The organism is Rhizobium sp. AG855, assembly GCF_003610655.1.
Classification (GTDB): domain Bacteria; phylum Pseudomonadota; class Alphaproteobacteria; order Rhizobiales; family Rhizobiaceae; genus Allorhizobium; species Allorhizobium wuzhouense.
This window is the reverse complement of the sequence record NZ_RAQG01000004.1, coordinates 169,910-188,894: the sequence shown is the minus strand read 5'-3', so window position 1 is coordinate 188,894 and position 18,985 is coordinate 169,910. Positions and strand designations below refer to the sequence as shown.

General features: G+C 59.4%; 19 protein-coding genes, 1 tRNA gene and 1 riboswitch. Of the genes, 5 read left to right on the top strand and 15 right to left on the bottom strand.

The window, feature by feature from the left end:
- Positions 1-90 precede the first annotated feature (90 nt).
- On the bottom strand, positions 91-624 hold the full coding sequence (locus tag DFO46_RS17745) for a L,D-transpeptidase family protein (RefSeq protein WP_110791296.1): 534 nt from the start codon (positions 622-624) through the stop codon (positions 91-93).
- Positions 625-771: 147 nt separating this feature from the next.
- Between DFO46_RS17745 and DFO46_RS17740 the strand changes: the two genes are divergently transcribed.
- Entirely contained in the window at positions 772-1,455 is a 684-nt protein-coding gene (locus DFO46_RS17740; protein WP_110791297.1) for a response regulator transcription factor, read from the top strand.
- Between the two features lie 128 nt (positions 1,456-1,583).
- On the top strand, positions 1,584-2,039 hold the full coding sequence (locus tag DFO46_RS17735; RefSeq protein WP_120278410.1) for a cyclic nucleotide-binding domain-containing protein: 456 nt from the start codon (positions 1,584-1,586) through the stop codon (positions 2,037-2,039).
- An 8-nt stretch (positions 2,040-2,047) separates the two neighbouring features.
- Here DFO46_RS17735 and DFO46_RS17730 read toward each other — a convergent pair whose 3' ends face one another.
- The 6 genes from DFO46_RS17730 to tesB form a co-directional block, all read right to left on the bottom strand.
- Entirely contained in the window at positions 2,048-2,854 is an 807-nt protein-coding gene (locus DFO46_RS17730; protein WP_120278409.1) for an exodeoxyribonuclease III, read from the bottom strand.
- Between the two features lie 124 nt (positions 2,855-2,978).
- Positions 2,979-3,650 carry an outer membrane lipoprotein carrier protein LolA gene (locus DFO46_RS17725; RefSeq protein WP_165826201.1) on the bottom strand — a complete coding sequence of 224 codons (672 nt, stop codon included), beginning with the start codon at positions 3,648-3,650 and terminating at the stop codon, positions 2,979-2,981.
- A gap of 114 nt (positions 3,651-3,764) precedes the next feature.
- The gene (locus DFO46_RS17720) at positions 3,765-6,416 is read right to left on the bottom strand and encodes a DNA translocase FtsK (protein WP_120278408.1); all 2,652 of its coding nucleotides are present in this window, start codon (positions 6,414-6,416) and stop codon (positions 3,765-3,767) included.
- Between the two features lie 200 nt (positions 6,417-6,616).
- On the bottom strand, positions 6,617-7,978 hold the full coding sequence (locus DFO46_RS17715; protein WP_110791301.1) for an ammonium transporter: 1,362 nt from the start codon (positions 7,976-7,978) through the stop codon (positions 6,617-6,619).
- 27 nt (positions 7,979-8,005) lie between these two features.
- Positions 8,006-8,356, bottom strand: coding sequence for a P-II family nitrogen regulator (locus DFO46_RS17710; RefSeq protein ID WP_162750542.1), 351 nt, complete (start codon positions 8,354-8,356; stop codon positions 8,006-8,008).
- A gap of 216 nt (positions 8,357-8,572) precedes the next feature.
- On the bottom strand, positions 8,573-9,457 hold the full coding sequence (tesB, locus tag DFO46_RS17705; RefSeq protein WP_120278407.1) for an acyl-CoA thioesterase II: 885 nt from the start codon (positions 9,455-9,457) through the stop codon (positions 8,573-8,575).
- 5 nt (positions 9,458-9,462) lie between these two features.
- Here tesB and DFO46_RS17700 point away from each other — a divergent pair, with 5 nt between their 5' ends.
- The gene (locus DFO46_RS17700) at positions 9,463-10,755 is read left to right on the top strand and encodes a ubiquinone biosynthesis hydroxylase (protein ID WP_281039960.1); all 1,293 of its coding nucleotides are present in this window, start codon (positions 9,463-9,465) and stop codon (positions 10,753-10,755) included.
- A 30-nt stretch (positions 10,756-10,785) separates the two neighbouring features.
- Here the strand turns inward: DFO46_RS17700 and DFO46_RS17695 are convergent, their stop codons facing one another.
- From DFO46_RS17695 to DFO46_RS17680, 4 genes are all read right to left on the bottom strand, one after another.
- A complete protein-coding gene (locus DFO46_RS17695; protein ID WP_110791304.1) occupies positions 10,786-10,983 on the bottom strand; it encodes a Trm112 family protein in 198 nt (65 codons plus the stop codon).
- Positions 10,984-10,990: 7 nt separating this feature from the next.
- Entirely contained in the window at positions 10,991-11,668 is a 678-nt protein-coding gene (locus DFO46_RS17690) for an LON peptidase substrate-binding domain-containing protein (protein ID WP_120278405.1), read from the bottom strand.
- A gap of 86 nt (positions 11,669-11,754) precedes the next feature.
- Positions 11,755-12,729: a thioredoxin gene (gene trxA, locus DFO46_RS17685; RefSeq protein ID WP_120278404.1), complete on the bottom strand. Its 975-nt coding sequence runs from the start codon at positions 12,727-12,729 to the stop codon at positions 11,755-11,757.
- A gap of 62 nt (positions 12,730-12,791) precedes the next feature.
- The gene (locus tag DFO46_RS17680; protein WP_110791307.1) at positions 12,792-13,295 is read right to left on the bottom strand and encodes a prolyl-tRNA synthetase associated domain-containing protein; all 504 of its coding nucleotides are present in this window, start codon (positions 13,293-13,295) and stop codon (positions 12,792-12,794) included.
- A gap of 275 nt (positions 13,296-13,570) precedes the next feature.
- On the opposite strand from DFO46_RS17680, the gene DFO46_RS17675 reads away from it, so the two are divergent.
- Both DFO46_RS17675 and DFO46_RS17670 read left to right on the top strand, forming a co-directional pair.
- A tRNA-Gly gene (locus DFO46_RS17675) sits at positions 13,571-13,645 on the top strand.
- 85 nt (positions 13,646-13,730) lie between these two features.
- Positions 13,731-14,498 (top strand): SDR family oxidoreductase, encoded by a 768-nt coding sequence (locus tag DFO46_RS17670; protein ID WP_120278403.1) that lies wholly within the window; start codon positions 13,731-13,733, stop codon positions 14,496-14,498.
- A gap of 2 nt (positions 14,499-14,500) precedes the next feature.
- Here the strand turns inward: DFO46_RS17670 and DFO46_RS17665 are convergent, their stop codons facing one another.
- The 4 genes from DFO46_RS17665 to DFO46_RS17650 form a co-directional block, all read right to left on the bottom strand.
- Complete coding sequence (locus tag DFO46_RS17665; RefSeq protein WP_120278402.1) at positions 14,501-15,511, bottom strand: aldose epimerase family protein; 1,011 nt, start codon at positions 15,509-15,511, stop codon at positions 14,501-14,503.
- A 44-nt stretch (positions 15,512-15,555) separates the two neighbouring features.
- Entirely contained in the window at positions 15,556-16,740 is a 1,185-nt protein-coding gene (locus DFO46_RS17660; protein ID WP_120278401.1) for a VWA domain-containing protein, read from the bottom strand.
- Positions 16,741-16,831: 91 nt separating this feature from the next.
- Entirely contained in the window at positions 16,832-17,761 is a 930-nt protein-coding gene (metA, locus tag DFO46_RS17655) for a homoserine O-succinyltransferase (RefSeq protein ID WP_120278400.1), read from the bottom strand.
- Positions 17,762-17,853: 92 nt separating this feature from the next.
- Positions 17,854-17,931, bottom strand: a riboswitch (SAM riboswitch).
- 65 nt (positions 17,932-17,996) lie between these two features.
- Positions 17,997-18,947, bottom strand: a complete 951-nt coding sequence (locus DFO46_RS17650; RefSeq protein ID WP_120278399.1) for a LysR family transcriptional regulator — start codon at positions 18,945-18,947, stop codon at positions 17,997-17,999.
- Positions 18,948-18,985 lie beyond the last annotated feature (38 nt).

Here is an 18,985-nt window from a genome sequence, read left to right as displayed (position 1 = left end):
CTGCAGGCATGAGGCCTGGACACGCGTGCTTAAGGTAGGGAGCTTCACCAGCATTGAAAGACTGCGGCGCGTGATTTTACGCGGGGAGCATCAGAGAACCTGAAGCCGCGTATTTGGACCCAGATGCGGCAGAAGGCGTTGCATGTCACGGGAGCTGATCGCGACGCAGCCTTCGGTCGGCGCATAGTCGGGGCGGGCGATATGAAAGAAGATTGCCGAACCGCAGCCCCGTTTTCTGGTCCGCATGTTCCAGTCCATCACCACACAGACATCGTAGAGCCGGTCATCGCGAGCGAGCTTTTCGTGGCTTGCCTGGAATGGAGCACTGACCGGTCGATTGTAACTCGGATGGTCCGGCGCGTCACACCACAGCATTGTCTCTCGAACACGCGAGAGCGGCAGTGGGGTGCGAAGGAAGGATATCCGGTCTCCGCGATGATAGGCAAAGCGCAGCGGCATGGTGGCAATTGGCGTCGCCCCGTCCCCTTCCCGCTTGTGGCTCGTGCGACCGCTGCGACCGATTGCAGCTGGTATGCGGAGGCTCCCGGCCTGCAGGATCGCACGTCTGGCATCGAGCGGCGCGGCACGCACCACCAATTTTGCGATGGTTTTTCCTTGTTTCATCGAGGCTTTCGGCCTGCTGCTCACGAGATTTTGCCTTGTTCGTGAAGAATGTTGTATTCATAGCACTTCAATGCCTGCGGCCTAGGCTTACATGGCCTTCAACGGTGCAACAAGCGCCCGCGATTGACCACTCTGGAAGGATGACGAATGACGACGCGGACCATTCTGCTGGTGGATGACGACGATGATCTGAGGCAGATCCTGGTCGAGCAGCTTTCGCTCTATGACGAGTTTTCGCTGCTTCAGGAAAGCAATGCGGCGCGCGCCATGCAGACAGCCAAGACCGCGCAGGTTGACCTCATGATCATGGACGTCGGCCTGCCGGACATGGACGGCCGGGAAGCAGTGAAGCTGCTGCGCAAGGGCGGCTTCAAATCACCAGTGATCATGCTGACCGGTCACGACACCGATTCAGACACCATTCTGGGTCTCGAAGCCGGGGCCAACGACTACGTGACCAAGCCCTTCCGCTTCGCCGTTCTGCTTGCGCGCATCCGCGCCCAGCTTCGCCAATACGAGCAAAGCGAGGACGCAACCTTCGGCGTGGGACCCTATCTTTTCAAGCCGAGCCAAAAGTTGCTGACGACCGAAGACGGCAAGAAAATTCGCCTGACGGAGAAAGAGTCCGCAATCATCCGTTACCTCTATCGCGCCGGCCAGAAGGTCGTGACCCGCGACGTTCTGCTTGAAGAGGTATGGGGCTACAATTCCGGAGTGACGACCCACACGCTGGAAACCCATGTCTACCGGCTTCGCCAGAAGATCGAGCGCGATCCGTCGAATGCCGAGATTCTGGTAACGGAAAACGGCGGCTACAAGATCGTACCCTGAAGGTTCAGGACCGCCCAATGACAGACGGGGATGAGACTGACCGGAGGGTCGTGTCCGTCCCCGTTTTGCGTTAGGACTGACGTCAGGCACGGCTTAGGCGCCGGCTGGGCGACGAATAGGGGACGTGCATGGCTCTCAGCGACGATATCGAGCTTCTCTCGGCGGTGCCGCTGTTTTCCGGTCTCGATACAGACCAGATCCGCCTGATCGCCTTCGGCGCCGAACATCGACAGGTCGCGTCGGGACAGGCTCTTTTCCGTGAAAAATCCCCCGCCGAATGCGCCTATGTCGTGGTGCGCGGCAAGCTCGATCTCTTTGTCATCGGCCGCGACGGCAAGCCGAAGCTCGAAGCGAGCGTCGGACCGGGTGTGATGCTCTCGGAACTGGCACTGGTCACCATGGTTGAGCGCAAGTTCACGGCTGTTGCGGCCAAAGATGTCGATGTCATCCGCGTGACGCGCTCGCTCTTCCACCGCCTGCTGGAGGAATATCCTAGCATGGCACGGCATGTGGAAACCCGGATCCGCAAGTCGCTGGGAGACCTGATGGACGGCTCTGCGGCACTGGCGCCAAAATTCAGCTAGATAGCCGACTATGCAGCCTTGAAATACGCCGTTACGGGAACATGGTCGGATGGCTGGGTCCAGCCGCGCGCTTCCTTCAGGATATCGATCCGCGATAGAAGCGGCGAAAGATCAGCGGATGACCAGATGTGATCGAGGCGACGGCCACGATCGGCAGCAGCCCAATCCTTGGCGCGATAACTCCACCACGTGTAGAGCTTTTCGGATGCCGGCACATGCTGACGCATCAGATCAACCCAGGCACCCTGCCGCATCACCTCCAGCAGCCCTTCGGTCTCCACCGGCGTGTGGCTTACGATCTTGAGCATCTGCTTGTGAGACCATACATCGTGTTCGAGCGGAGCAATATTCAGGTCGCCGACCAGGATTGCGCCCGTGTCGGGCTCGGCATTAGCCGACAGCGCCTTCATCTCCTCGACAAAATCGAGCTTGTGGCCGAATTTCGGATTGATCTCGCGGTTCGGCTCGTCGCCGCCCGCAGGCACGTAGAAATTATGAAGGCGGATCCGCCGTCCCGCCCATTCAAAGATCGCGGAAATGTGCCGGCTGTCGCCGACACCGCAATAATCCTGCCGGTGGTCTTCCGTCAGCGGCAGCTTCGAGCAGATGGCAACCCCATGATAGCCCTTCTGACCGTGAATCACGATGTTGGAGTAGCCCAGCGCCGCAATCTGCTCGACCGGAAACTGGTCGTTCTGGCACTTGATCTCCTGCAGGCACAGAATGTCGGGGTTCGCCTGGCGGAGGAAATCTTCGACGATCGGCAGGCGCAGCCGCACGGAATTGATGTTCCAGGTGGTGATCGCAAGGGTCATGGGGCGCCTGTTTTCGTCGGTTACTCTTGCCTCTTATGGCAAAACCGCCGACCTGAACAGAAAAAGGCGGTGCGAGGGCTTGCCCGCACCGCCTTCTCCACAATTCAGCAAGCCACGAAAGCGTTCAGCCGCCGCGCTTCTGCCCATGCACTTCGGCGTAAGGGATTTCGAACACGGAGGGATCGAGCTGCACGCCGTTCTGCACATTGAAGATCATCACCGAGGTGTCCTTCTTCTGCACATCGGTGATCGTCCACTGCCGGAGTTCGAAATTCTTCGGATCGAACATCAGCGTGATCGTCGAATCGCCAAAGATCGTCCGGTCACCGAGCACAATCGTGGTAAGGTCGGCCTCTTCCTTGACGTCGCGAACCAGCTTGTTGCCGAGATCGATTCTGTCGGCCAGAAGAAGACTCAGCGGTGTCTTGGACAGAGGATAGAGATCCCAGGTCTTCAGCTTGGTATTGCCGATGACCACGTTCTTGCCATCCGAGATGACTCGCATCGGCGAGGGCTTCTCGTAGTTGAAGCGAAGCTTGCCTGGCCGCTCAATGAAGAACTTGCCGCCGGTCTGTTCACCACGCGGACCGAACTGCACGAACTCGCCCATCATGGTCTTCACGCTGGAGAAATGGTCGGCAATCTGCTGGGCTGCATTGGTTGCGGCAAAGCTGGGAAACGGCAGGGCCGCGCATGCCATGAATGCGGCGGTTCCAAGCACGAACTGGCGACGGTTGGCCAGCACCGGCATCCCGGCATCGCGTTCAGTTTTGTCAATCATGCGATACTCCTTCATATGCTCTCGGTCTTGCCGAAAAAGGCGGCGGCTTCATGGCCGTGATCGCCTATGCCGCTGCGGCAACTCGTCCAGACCGCTCGTTGTTCCATTTGAGAGCGATCATCCGGAACATCACTCTTCCGTTGGAACCAGGATTTCGCGTTTTCCGGCATGGTTGGCAGGGCCAATGATGCCCTCCTTCTCCATGCGCTCGATCAGTGAAGCGGCGCGGTTATAGCCAATGCCCAGACGACGCTGAACATAGGAGGTGGAAGCCTTGCCGTCCCGCAGGACGATCGCCACGGCCTGATCGTAGGGATCGTCCGAATCCGCCAGATTGCCGGTCCCGGCCGGACCCCCGCCATCCTCGTCATCTTCATCATCGATGGTGATGGCTTCCAGATACTGCGGCGAACCTTGGGTCTTGAGGTAAGCGACGATCTCCTCGACCTCGTGGTCGGAGACAAACGGACCATGGACGCGCTGAATGCGACCGCCACCGGCCATGTAGAGCATGTCGCCCATGCCAAGCAGCTGCTCTGCGCCCTGTTCGCCCAGGATCGTCCGACTGTCGATCTTCGACGTCACCTGGAAGGAAATGCGGGTCGGGAAGTTGGCCTTGATCGTACCGGTGATGACGTCGACGGAGGGACGCTGGGTCGCCATGATGACGTGGATGCCGGCGGCACGCGCCATCTGGGCAAGCCGCTGCACAGCACCTTCGATATCCTTGCCCGCAACCATCATCAGGTCGGCCATCTCGTCAATGATCACGACGATATAGGGGATCGGCTGAAGATCGAATTCTTCCGTCTCGTAAATTGCCTCGCCCGTCTGACGGTCGAAGCCGGTCTGGACGGTCCGGGTCAGAACCTCGCCCTTCTCCTGGGCCTGCGCGACGCGGGCATTGAAGCCGTCGATGTTGCGCACACCGATCTTCGACATCTTCTTGTAGCGCTCTTCCATCTCGCGCACGGTCCATTTGAGCGCGACCACAGCCTTCTTCGGATCGGTGACAACGGGAGAAAGGAGATGCGGGATGCCGTCATAGACCGAAAGTTCGAGCATCTTCGGGTCGATCATGATCAGGCGGCACTGTTCCGGCGTCATCTTGTAGAGAAGCGACAGGATCATCGTATTGATCGCCACCGACTTACCGGAACCGGTCGTACCGGCGACGAGAAGATGCGGCATTTTCGCGAGATCGGCGACCACCGGCTCGCCGCCGATCGTCTTGCCGAGCGCCATGGCCAGCTTCGCCTTGTTGCCATCGAAGTCGCGCGACGCGATCAGTTCGCGCAGATAGACGGTTTCGCGGGTCTGGTTCGGCAATTCGATGCCGATTGCGTTGCGACCGGGAACGACGGCAACGCGAGCCGCAATCGCGCTCATCGAGCGGGCAATGTCATCGGCAAGGCCAATGACGCGGGACGATTTGATACCCGGCGCAGGCTCCAGTTCGTAAAGCGTGACGACGGGGCCGGGGCGGACATGGATGATCTCGCCCTTGACCCCGAAATCGTCGAGCACGCCCTCGAGCAGGCGGGCGTTGTGTTCGAGCGCTTCGGCCGAGAGCGTCGCGTCACGTGTGACGGCGCGCGGCTCGGCCAGCAGATGAACCGATGGAAGCTGAAAGCCGTCTGGCTTCAACAGAGAACCCTGCGCATCGCGTTCCACACGGGCGCCTGCCTTCGGTCGAGCAGCAGGGGCCGCAACGCGGGGCGATCCCGCAACGCCACGGGCCGGAGCCACAGGACGTCCGCGGTCGTCCGGCAGAATGCCAGACGGCCGTGGCATATCATCGATATCGAAGTCGTCCTCGTCATCATCGAACGCGCTGCTCGACATCGGCGGAGGAGACACAATAGAACGACCAGTCGCACGAGCAGGTGCACCGTCGAGAACCGGCTCGACCCGGTTGTTCAACACCGGCGGCTTGGCACGCACCGGCTCATTCAGCGTGCCAAATTCATCATCGTTGAAATCATACGGTTGGTCGAATTCGCGCGAATGGCGGTCCGGAGACTTGATGCCGAAGAGGCGACGCATGCGGCCCCGCATCAGATACCAGTTGTGAGTAAAAGCACCGAGATAGAGCGACAGCGGACCTTGGTCTTCATCCTCCTCGTCCTCATCCAGCGGGTTGGGCTCAACTTTGGTCTTCGGCGAAATCTTTGCAGGCACGACATCCTGATCTGAAACCTCTGGCGCTTTGCCAAATATCCCCGCAGCGAACAGAAGAAGCCAGGCCGCCGGAAGCGCCAGGATGGTGCCAAGCACCATGGCAAAGGTCGAGGTTGGATAAGCGCCGATAAAGAGTGCCGGAAAGCGCAGGATGAGGTCGCCGAGAACGCCGCCGGTGCCGCTCGGCAACGGCCAGGTTGTCGGCGGCGGAAAACAGCCAACGGCAGCCGCAGCCACCAGAGCGCCCGCAAGCCAGGCAGCGATTCGCGCCGGGATACGATGCAGTCTCCGCCCACCGATCAGCGCAAACGACCAGGCCAGCACCGGCAGGAGGGCGAGCAGGCTGCCAAGCCCGAAGAACTGCATCATCAGATCGGCAAACACGGCACCGGACAGGCCGAGCATATTGGTCGGCGGATTTTCGGTCGCATAGGACAGGCTGGGATCAGACACGTTCCAGGTTGCCAATGCAGCGACCGCCAGAACGAGTGCGAAGAAAAGAGCGAAGCCGAGCAAGGCGAACAGCTGTCGAAACAGGAATGCGGTGAACGCAAATCGGGTCGGATGATCCGGAAGCGCTGTCGTATGGCCTCTGCTCATGGGTCTCGATGTCCGTCCTGTTGGCGTGTGTGCCGGGATGCTGCAAGGCGCGCAGCACCCTCATGGCCAGTCCTCACCCTAAGGTACGGTCGGTTAATGGCGCATTAACCATGCATGGAATCGATGCGGCGTTGCTGAAACGCAAAACGCCCGGGCATGAAGCCCGGGCGCTCGCATTTTTAGGATCGATTGATCGCAGATCAGCTGTGATAGGCAGCCTCGCCATGCGATGCGAGGTCCAGACCTTCGCGCTCTGCTTCGACCGGGACGCGCAGGCCGACGACGACGTCGACGATCTTGTAGAGGATGATCGAACCGATGCCGCACCATAGCAGGGTAACGATGACGGCCTTCAGCTGGGTAATGAACTGACCAGCCATGGTCACACCTTCCGCATAGCCGATGCCCCCCAGCGAAGCCGACGCGAAGATGCCGGTTGCCAGAGCGCCAAAGAGGCCACCGATGCCGTGTACGCCGAAGACGTCGGCGCTGTCGTCGTAACCGAACTTGTTCTTCACCACAGCCACAAAGAAGTAACACAGCGGCGACACGATCAGGCCCATGACGATGGCACCCATCGGACCGGCAATGCCGGCAGCCGGGGTGATGGCAACGAGGCCGGCGATCATGCCCGAAGCGGCGCCGAGCATCGAGGCCTTGCCGCGGGTGAATGCTTCAACCAGAACCCACGAGACGACGGCAGCAGCGGTCGCGATGAAGGTGTTGACGGTGGCGAGCATCGCACCGCCCGAAGCTTCGAGGTTGGAGCCGGCGTTGAAGCCGAACCAACCCACCCAGAGCATTGCAGCACCGACGAGCGTCAGCGTCATTGAATGCGGAGCCATCATATCCTTGCCGTAGCCGGTACGCTTGCCGACCATGATCGCGCCGATCAGACCGGCAACACCGGCATTGATGTGAACGACGGTACCGCCTGCGAAGTCGAGCGCGCCCCAGCCGAAGATCAGACCATTGGCGTCCCATACCATATGGGCGATCGGGAAATAGACGAAAGTGACCCAGAGAAGGCAGAACAGAACTGCAGCCGAGAACTTGATGCGTTCAGCAAAGGCACCGACGATCAGGGCCGGCGTGATGGCGGCGAAGGTCATCTGGAAGAGCATGAAGATGTATTCCGGAATGACGGCGTCGGAGAAGGTCGCCGCGGTGCTGTCCGGCGTAACGCCGGCGAGGAACATCTTACCGAAGCCGCCGAAAAAGGCGTTCGTCGAACCGCCAAAGGCGAACGAGTAACCGTAAACAACCCAGACAAGCATGATCGCCGAACCGATGACCGTGCACTGCATCAGTACGGACAGCATGTTCTTGGCGCGAACGAGACCGCCGTAGAAAAGGGCCAGGCCCGGGACCAGCATGAACAGGACCAGGATGGTGCACAGGAACATGAAGGCGGTGTCGCCCTTGTTCGGAACAGGGGCAGCAGCTGCCGCAGCTGCGGCGGCCGGTGCAGCTTCCTGCGCAAAGGCGATGGCCGGCGCCAGCAGGGCTGCCGACGCGGCGCCAAGGCGCACGAGATTGGAATTCAACTTGGCAAATGACATCAGTAACAACTCCCCTAACAGCCGTTCTTACAGAGCTTCGGTATTGGTTTCGCCGGTGCGGATGCGCACGGCCTGATCGATCGAGTAGACAAAGATCTTGCCGTCGCCGATCTGTCCGGTCTTGGCGGAGGAAGCAATCGCTTCGACAGCCTTGTCCGCCAGTTCGGTGGAGACAGCGATCTCGATCTTCAGTTTCGGCAGAAAGCTCACGGCGTATTCGGTGCCGCGGTAGATCTCGGTATGTCCCTTCTGGCGCCCATAACCCTTGACCTCGGTCACGGTCAGGCCCTGGATCCCCACAGCCGTCAGCGCTTCGCGCACCTCGTCCAGTTTGAACGGCTTGATGATAGCCATCACAATCTTCATCTGGTTTCCCATCCTTTGCTTGTCCTCGGCTCGGAGCCGACTCTCCTTGCCGCTGGCAGGAACTGTTTCGCTAGCGACCGAGCAGGGACATTCAAATGGCGTGCCAGTTTGATGACGACTGGCAACCCATTGAAAAGTAAAGGCTTCGTAAAGCGGCACTAATAAACGTGCAGATGAGCGCACAATGTGCGCACAAAAATTATGCAGCTTTTCGATTTTGATGACAGTTTAGTCATTTGCCCGTTTGCGGATCAGGCCCTCTTGCGCAACCGAGGCGACGAGATGGCCTTCACGGGTAAAAATACTCCCACGCGTCATTCCTCGGGCGCCCGCGGCGCTCGGGCTGTCCTGGGTGTAGAGCAACCAGTCGTCCAGACGGCAGGGACGGTGAAACCACATGGCATGGTCGAGACTGGCGACCTGGAGTTCAGGATCGAAAATGGACGTACCATGGGCGTAAAGCGAGGTGTCGAGCAGCGTCATATCCGAGAGATAGGCAAGAATCGCCGCCTGATAGTGCCTCTCATCCGGCACGATACCCGAAGCACGGACCCAGATATGCGCCTCGGGCTCCAGCTTTTCCTTCGACAGATAATGCACGAGCGACGTCGGGCGAATCTCGATGGGACGCTCACGCCCCCAGTATTTCTTGACCGTATCAGGCGCCTGGGCAAGGAATGCCGCGCGAAACTCCGCCTCACCCATCAGCTGCTCCGGAGGAGGCACGTCGGGCATGCCGATCTGATGGTCGAAGCCTGGCTCTTCCAGCTGGAAGGAGGCCGACATGGAAAAGATGGCCTTGCCGTGCTGGATTGCGACGACACGCCGCGTGGTGAACGAAGCACCGTCTCTGATGCGCTCGACCTGATAGACGATCGGGATCGAAGGATCGCCGGGACGCATGAAATAGGCATGCAGCGAGTGGACGAACCGGTCCAGATCGACCGTACGCTGAGCCGCCATCAGAGCCTGAGCGATCACGAGGCCACCGAAAACCCGTTGCCAGCCATTTTGCGGGCTGCTGCCGCGAAACAGGTTTTCCTCAAGCTTTTCCAGGTCGAGGCGCCCGATCAGGTCCTGCATCGGCTTCGTCTGTTCGGCTGGCTGCGACATAATGCATGGCTCCGCTTATAGGCACCCGTTCAAGGCTGATCTATATAGGAGACCTAGCGTCTACAAGAGCAAAGGATTTCGCCATGCTGGATGTGGTTGTCGTCGGCGGTGGCTATGTCGGTCTTTCCGTTGCAGTCTCGATCAAGCAGGCCGCGCCGCATCTGGCTGTGGAAGTGATCGAGGCGGCCCCCGAAGATGCCTGGAAGAAAGATCCCCGCGCCTCGGCGATCATATCGGCCGCGACCAAAATGCTCGATGTGTTCGGCATCTGGGACCGCATCGAGCCGGATGCGCAACCCATCAACCGAATGATCGTGACCGATTCGAAAACCTCTGATCCCGTGCGCCCTGTCTTCCTGACCTTTGACGGTGCAGTCGAAGACGGTCGCCCCTTCGCCCATATGATTCCGAACGTCAGCATGGTCGCGGCACTGAGGGGGGCATGCACCGACCGTGGCATTACGATTCGCCACGGTCTTCGCGCCACCGATTTTCGCGACACGGGCCCTTCCGCTGAACTCACTCTTTCTGATGGCAGCAAGCTGAACGCCCGGCTTATTGTGGCCTGCGACGGTGTCCGCTCCAAACTCAGGGACCTCGCTGGCATCAAGACGGTTACCTGGCAGTATGGGCAGTCGGGCATTGTGACGACAGTCGAGCATGAACGACCACATGAGGGCATAGCAGAGGAGCACTTCCTGCCAGCCGGCCCCTTTGCCATTCTGCCACTGAAAGGCAATCGCTCTTCGCTGGTTTGGACGGAACGGACCGAGGATGCGGATCGCCTGGTGGCATCCGATGACCTGGTGTTCGAGGCCGAACTCGAACGGCGCTTCGGGCATAAGCTCGGCACGATCCGCGCAACCCCCGACCGCCGCGCCTTCCCGCTCGGCCTGACCCTGGCACGGGCTTTCATCGCCCCACGCCTGGCGCTGGCAGGCGATGCAGCACACGGCATTCATCCAATTTCCGGACAAGGACTCAACCTCGGCTTCAAGGACGTTGCTGCACTGGCCGAAACCGTCGTCGAAGCCGATCGACTTGGGCTGGATATCGGTTCGATCAACGTGCTGGAGCGTTATCAGATCTGGCGGCGGTTCGACACCTTCCGCATGGGTGTCACGACCGACGTACTCAATCGCCTGTTTTCCAACGACATCACGCCAATCAGAGTGTTGCGGGATTTCGGCCTCGGCATAGTCGAGGGGCTTCCGGCGCTGAAGAACTATTTCATTCGCGAAGCGGCGGGCTCTGCGGGAAACAACAATCCGCGCCTTCTCGCAGGCCAGCAGATCTGAGGAGGGCGGCCCGCCGGCCGCCATTCCAAGTCAGATCGGCATTTCAATCTTGCGTGCTTCGGAAACCAGCATGATGGGGATTCCATCGCGAATCGGATAGGCGAGCCGCGCCTTTTCAGAAACGAGCTCATTCTTTTCACGGTCGAACTTGAGCACCCCTTGGGTCAAGGGGCAGACAAGCAGCTCCAGCATCTTCGGATCAACCAGGCTGATCGTCTTGTCATCCATCATGCACCTATTGAAGCATGGTATCGCCCTCGCCGAAATTCCGGGCAAGTACGATTTCCGTGATGGCAATGAGCGTTTCGGCGCGTGTCTTGAGATCAGGCGCCTCGAGCAGCGCCTGCTTTTCCGCCGGGCCGAACGGCGACATCATTGACAGGGAGTTCACCAGCGTGATGTTGGACGCCCGCTCGACGCTTTCCCAGTCCGCTTCGAGCTTGTTGGCTTCGAGATAGGCCCGAAACGCCGACAGAAGTCCGGAGCGGTCGACCTGCGTCTCGTCTTCCGAAGAGGTGAGGTCGGCCACAAAGGGCGCAATATGGAAGCTGCGATAAGGCTTGGAACTCGACACCTCATCCAGAAGCCGGAAGCGGCAGACGCCAGCGAGCGACACGATGTAGCGACCGTCGCCAGTCTCCGTAAAAGACGTAACGCGGCCGATGCACCCGACGGGCGCCAGCGCCGGACGCTCCGGCAGAATATCCGCCTGCACTTCCGTCAATGCCGGCTGGATCATGCCGATCAAGCGGTTTCCGGCCATGGCCGCGTCGAGCATCGCGAGATACCGCGGCTCGAAAATATTCAGCGGCAATTGCCCGCCCGGCAGAAGCAAGGCACCGGAAATCGGAAAGACCGGCACCGTTTCTGGTAGATCTTCCGCAGTCAGATATCTGGCATTTCCCACTTGCATCGAAGCACATCCTGTCCGGAAAATTCCGGCGTTCTTTCCTGCTTCTATCTGGGTCGCGTCGGCCAAAACTCAAGGCCGGCAGCGGCTCACGAAAAGAGGATCGACGAGAGCTTTCTCCGCGCCATGACCGTTGCCGGATCCTTCGTACCCCAGACCTCGAAGAACTGCAGGAGCTGCTTGCGGGCACCGTCGTCGTCGAACGTCCGATCACGCTTCATGATAAGCAGCAGATGTTCTGCCGCTTCCTCACGACGGCCTTCCACATTGCGGATCTTGGCGAGCTTCATGCGCGCCTCGTGGTCATCGGGATGCAGAGAAAGCGTGTGTTCGAGCGCCACGGGATCGCCGAGCTTGCGCGCCTCGTCGATCTGATCGAGACGCTTCAGCAGTGCCTGCACCTCCGGCGCTTTGGAAAGTTCCTCAGGCAACTGGGTCAACAGTCCGCGCGCCCGTTGATGTTCATTGGCGCCGATCATGCAATCGGCCAGACCGGCAATCGCCTGAACGTTATCGGGGTCAGCCTGCAAGATTGCGGCAAAGAGCTGGGCTGCGCCGTCGATATCCCCGGTCGAAAGAAGACCAGAAGCCTCTTCGAGCACCGCCGCAATCTCGGCAGCCTGATCGGCACCCGCCGGACCGGCGATCTTGTCGATGAAGGCTTTCACCTGGCTCTCCGGCAGCGCGCCCATGAAGCCGTCGGCGGGGCGTCCATTGACGAAGGCGACAACGGCCGGAATCGACTGGATACCCAGTTGCCCGGCGACAGAAGGATGATCGTCGATGTTCATCTTCACCAGCTTGACGCGGCCACCGGCTTCCTTGACGGCCTTTTCAATCACAGGCGTCAGCTGCTTGCAGGGACCGCACCATGGCGCCCAGAAATCAACGAGAACCGGCTGGTTGCGTGATTCGTCCATGACATCACGAGCGAAGTTCGCTGTCGTCGTGTCCTTGATGAGTTCGCCAGCCGGGGGAGGACTCTGAGGCGCATCACCCAACTGTGCCTTGGCTGTCATCGTCTGGTTGCCATAGCCACCGTAGGGATTGCCGTAGTCGCTCATCGTGTATCTCCGCCTGTTTCGCGACCTCAAGAAGCCGCCATCCTTGCCGCTAAGATCGTATGTCAGGCCGTAACTTTCAAGACAAGCGGCGTATGCCCTGTCGCCTCCATGAAGCGGATCAAGTCGTCGCGACCGATCGATGTGGTGGCATCGTTGGACAGGGGATGGCAGTTGATGATGTCATGCTCCATCAGGTCCTGGTCGAGCACGAAAGTAACGTTTTTCCCGGTATCGTTAATCGCGCCGAGCGCGGTGACGGATCCTGGGACCACACCGAGATACTCCATGAGTTTCTCAGGCTTGCCGAAGGAAACCTTGCTGGCAGCACCGATGATCGCATGCACGCCCTTCAGGTCGACCGAGGCATTTTCCTCGACGGTCAAAAGGAAAAAATTGTCCTTCTTGTCCTTAAGGAAAAGGTTCTTGGTGTGACCGCCGGGGATTTCGTCACGCAAGGAAACAGACTCGGCAACGGTGAAGACGGGTGGATGAGTCTTCGTCGTATGGGCAATTCCGAGTTCATCGAGAAAGCGGAAGAGATCATCCGCCGTTCTGGGTGTCGTCATGTCTGGCCTCGCTATGGATTGTCCGGGCACATTCGGCCCAATTGCTGGGTTTCCCTCTGAGCAATAGGCGCAGGATCGACGTCATGCAACGTTCTCAGCACCCGAAAAGCCCGGAAAAGCTGAGCTTTGTCAGCCCGTTGCGACCTTTTCGATTTTTTTTCGTGCTGACTCGTCATTTCCCTGTTGCATTTGAAAATCGATTGGGCCATATACCGCCCGTCGCCGCAAGACGGACGGCCCACGATCCAGACACTACCCCAGGATCGCGGTTATGAGCGGGTGTAGCTCAGGGGTAGAGCACAACCTTGCCAAGGTTGGGGTCGAGCGTTCGAATCGCTTCACCCGCTCCATTTTCTCTTCCGAACTGATCAGAGACTGACTGGACACGCCACGGCGTCCCGTTGTCTATTCTGCCCAACCATTGGGAGATATGACATGGCAGGACGTCTGGCTGGAAAAGTGGCAATTATCTCGGGCGGGGCGACCGGCATGGGAGGCGCATCGTCCAAGCTGTTTGCCAGCGAAGGCGCCAAGGTCGCGATCATCGATCGCAACAAGTCCGCAGCCGATGAAACGGCGGACATGATTCGCGCGTCGGGCGGAATCGCCGAGGTCTTTCAGGCGGACGTGTCAGACGAAGAGCAGGTGAACGCCGCAGTCAAAGCGGTGGAGGGAGCCCTGGGCCCTGTTACAGTCCTCTTCAACCATGCAGGCACCATCGTCATCAAACCTTTCCTGGAAACAACCTTGGAGGAATGGGACTGGCTGCATGCGGTCAACGTCCGCTCAATGTTTCTGATGACCCGCGCGGTATTGCCGGGCATGATTGCAGCCGGAGGCGGCTCAATCGTCTGCACATCTTCGATCTCGGCAGTGGCGGCGACCCCCATGGAGGTACTCTATGACACGACCAAGGGCGCCGTACACATGTTTGCGCGGGCGATCGCGGTGGAATTCCGAGACCGCAATATCCGCTGCAATGCTGTCTGCCCCGGTTTCATCCGCACGCCGCACGGTATGCGGGAAGTAGCGGAACTGACAGCGCACGGGGTCGACGTCTCCGAAGCCGCGATTGCTGCACAGCAGGGCCGCATCGGCGAACCAGAGGACGTCGCACGCGCCGCCCTCTACCTTGCCAGTGACGAATCGCAATTCGTCAACGGCGTCCACCTCTTCGTCGACAACGGCTTCACGGCCATCTGACCTCAGTTCTTTGAAAACACGTAGTCCGTCTCCTGGCGCAGCACCTCGCCAGGTCGCAGGACGCTGGTCGGGAAGGCGGCATGGTTCACCGCGTCGGGCCAGATCTGTGTTTCGAGGCAGAAACCGGCATAGGGCCCGTATCTGCGCCCATCGAGGCCGGGGACTGACACATCGAGATAGACACCGGCGTAGAACTGGACGCCGGGCTCTGTCGTCAGAACCTCCATCGACACACCGGAATTCACGCTCCGTGCAAGCGCCACGCTCCGCTTTGCAGTACGAGTGCTTGAAAGGCAGAAGTTGTGGTCATAGCCGAACTGCTCTCCCTCCACGTCGAGACGGATTGGCCGCATCTCGCGGAAATCAAAGGCCGTGTTTTCGACGGAGCGGACTTCGCCAGTGGGAATGAGGCGCGCGTCTACGGGCGTGTAGTGGTCAGCGGCAATCATCAGGTCGTGGCCGAGAATATCGGCCCGCCCGTCGAGATTGAAATAGGCGTGGTGGCAGACATTGGCGATGGTCGGCTTATCGGCAACCGTCTCATAAAGAGCGGAGAAGACGCCGCCCTCCTTAAGTGCGAATGTCGCGCGGATCCTTGCCGTGCCGGGATAACCGGCTCGACCATCCGAATCGACAACCTCCATCACGACGAAATCGGCCCCATGGTCGAGGATCGTCCAGTTCTGACGCCCCATCCCGTCCGAACCACCATGCAGGTGAGTGATGCCTTTTTCATTCAGCTCCAGCTGGTAATCGACACCATCAAGCGTGAAACGCCCGTCACCAATGCGGTTGGCACAACGGCCGGGGGTCGCACCGAAATAGGGCGAATGAGCGAGATAGTCTGCAAGGTTTTCGAAGCCGAGAACCAGCGGCGCATCATGTCCGTCGAGACGAAGATCCTGCAACACGGCGCCAAAAGTGATGATCGAAGCCGTCAGGCCTCCCCCCGTCAACACCACCTTCTCGACGGCCTCTCCTGTGGGCATTGCGCCGAATACTGATTTCGTCATCCTGTCGTTTCCTCACCGAGTGTCATCAAAGTCTTTTATCGTCGTTACCGCGCCAATTCGCGTGCGGCGGCTTCCAGGCCACCGAGCGTGAGCGGGAACATGCGCTCGCCAATCAGCCGCCGAATCAGGCCGACAGACATGGTATAATCCCAACGGGTCTCCGAAAGAGGATTGATCCAGAGATGCCGGCGGAAATGCTCGGTCAGCCGCGTGAGCCAGACCGCACCGCTTTCCGTATTCCAGTGTTCCACCGAACCTCCGGGATGGGTGATCTCATAAGGGCTCATCGCGGCATCGCCGACGAAGATCACGCGGTAGTCCGATCCGAAAGTCCTGATCACGTCGAGCGTCGGGATCGTGTCGGAATGACGCCGCACATTGTCTTTCCAGACCCGCTCATAGGGGCAATTGTGAAAGTAGAAATACTCCAAATGCCGAAACTCTGAGCGTGTAGCCGAGAACAGCTCTTCAACCGCTCGAACGTGATCGTCCATTGAGCCGCCGATATCGAAGAACATCAGGAGCTTCACACCGTTGCGGCGCTCTGGCTGAGTCTTCACGTCCAGATAACCGTGCTCGGCAGTCGAACGGATGGTGCCGCTAAGATCCAGTTCGTCAGCAGCCCCCTCGCGCACGAAGCGGCGCAATCGCCGTAAGGCCACTTTGATATTGCGGGTGCCGAGTTCGACGCGGTCATCGAAATTGCGAAACTCCCGTTGGTCCCACACCTTCAGAGCCCGGCGGTGCCTGCTCTCGTCCTGGCCGATGCGGACGCCTTCGGGGTTGTAACCATAGGCGCCGAAGGGCGAGGTGCCCGCCGTGCCGATCCACTTGTTGCCGCCTTGGTGGCGCTCCTTCTGCTCAGCAAGGCGCTGCTTCAGCGTCTCCATCAGCCCGTCGAAACCGCCGAGCGACTCGATGAGCTTCTTGTCCTCGTCCGAGAGATGCTTTTCCGCAAGCTTGCGCAACCAGGCTTCGGGAATCGCATGCTGATCGGCGCCTTCTGTGCCGGCCTCGCCCAGAACGCCGGCGAAGATCGCGGAAAACACCCGGTCGAAGCGATCGATGAAGCGCTCGTCCTTCACCAGCGTGGTTCGGGCCAGATAGTAGAAGCCCTCTGTGTCGAAATCGACGACGCCCGCCTGAAGACCTTCCAGCAGGGTGAGATATTCCCGCAGGGTCACGGGAACCTTCTCTTCTTTCAGGCGCAGAAAAAACGACAGGAACATCTGACAGGTTTGGCTCGGTTCAGAGGTGGCGGCATCCTGTCACACAGGAGGCCGCCTGTCCCGACAAAATCCTAGCATCTCACCCCGACGGTCAGCGCTTCAGATCGTTCCCGATCTCGTTCAGATCATAAGGTGTCATCTGATAGATCTCGTTGATCCAGTTACCGAACAGCAGATGTGCGTGCCCACGCCAGCGGTTGAGCGGTGTCAACGTGTCGTCATTGTGCGGGAAGTAGTTGTGAGGCAACTTGATGGGAACACCGGCCGATTTGTCACGGAAATATTCGTCACCCAGCGAGGTCGAGTCGTATTCGACATGGTTGAACATGTAGAGGCGGTTTGCCCGCTTCTCCTGGACCAGGCAGACGCCCATCTCGTCTGATTCGAGCAAAATTGTCAGATCCGGCACCCTCTCGATATCCGCCCGGCGGACTTCTGTCCAACGCGACACCGGCACTTGGAAGTCGTCTGAGAAGCCATTGAGGTAGACCGATGACGGAGCGAGATTGCGATGGCGATAGACGCCAAACGCTTTTTCCTTCAACGGATGCTTCGGCACCCTGTGGAAGTGGTAGATCGCGGCCATGCCGCCCCAACAGACGTTCATGGTCGAATGCACGTTGGTCTCGGTCCAGTTGAGGATATCCTCGAGTTCCTGCCAGTAGGTGACCTCCTCGAAGGGCAGCGTCTCGACCGGTGCGCCGGTGATGATGAAGCCATCGAACTTGCGATCCTTCACCTCGTCCCAGGTCTGGTAGAAAGAGAGGAGATGTTCTTCCGGCGTGTTCTTGGCCTTGTGACCGCCGACACGGACCAGCGTCAGCTCCACCTGCAGCGGTGATGCGCCGATCAACCGGGCGAACTGCACCTCGGTCTTGATCTTGTTAGGCATGAGGTTGAGCAGGCCGATCTGCAACGGGCGAATGTCCTGGCGAACGGCCACGGTTTCGGTCATGACCCGCACGCCCTCATGCACGAGGGTTTCAAAAGCGGGCAACGTATCGGGGATCCTGATCGGCATCTTACTCTCGACTTTCCTTGTCACGGCGGTTCGAGGACCGCGGAAACAAAAATACCGGCAGCTTCCATATCGCCACCGGTCCTCGGAAAGTCTTCGAACTCGCCTCGGCCCTTTAGCGACTTATTTTACGTGGCTGCAAGCCGGCCGGCCAAATCACCACGGAACAGGATTTTCTTTACGCCCGTCTCCGGCGCGAATCAATGGGCAAGGTCGGAAGCATAGCTACCCCGCAGGATCAGTTCCCCCACACTACAGCTTCCTCGTGTCTCTTGATGAGGTGCTTCAGGTCGTTGAAGCTGGATCGAACGAAGCTTGCAAACTGCTCGACGGCAGGCGAGCGAGCTGCATCAACACGGCGCAGGATGGCAAGCGCCCTGTCAGGATGCGGAATGTTGATCGGCAATACCGTGATCGCCTTTTCCTTGCGCTGGGCAAAGACAACGCTGTGCGGCATGACGGTCAACGCATCGGCGGCCTTCAGATAGTTGACCACGCTGGCGAGCGAACCGCCCGAATAACGGATCCGGATCTCCGTCGCTCCAAAGGAGAGGAGCAGGGCCCTGAGATCCGCAAGCAACGGGCTGCCGGGTGGCGGGGCCACCCAGGCATAGTCGAGAAGATGCGAAGGTTGCAGCCGACGTTTGAGGAGGAGCGGATGCGTCACTCGGCAGGCAATCACGTTGCGACCGGGCAGGATCTGCTGAAAGGCGAGGCCCGAACCTTCATCCAAGATATCGATCGGACAAATGGCAAGATCGATCTGGTCCGATTTGAGGGCAGCGCGCAGGTCAGGGAAGTAACCGTAGGACTGATCGATCCGCACATCCGGATGGGTGGCCTGGAACTCCGCGCACATGCCTGCAATGAGCGAGTCCATGAAGAAGGGGCTTCCACCCACACGCACCACGCCGCTCTTTCCGACCCGGAAGCTCTCCATCAAATCAGAGGCCTTGCGGGATGCTGCCAGCATGGCGAGACCATGTTCAGCAAGCGCGGTCCCCAGCGGCGTCGGCTGGAGCGGACGCCTGCCTTTGACAAAGAGTGGTTCGCCGATCCGCTTCTCCAAGAGTGAAAGCGTTCGCGACACCGCAGGCTGTGCAAGCCCCAGCATAGCAGCACCTTCGGTGACCCCGCCCGTCTTTACAACGGCAGCCAGCTGAATGAGGTGTCGTTCATCGAACTTCATAACGAATTGTTATATTGCCTCCCAAACAAATCATCAAT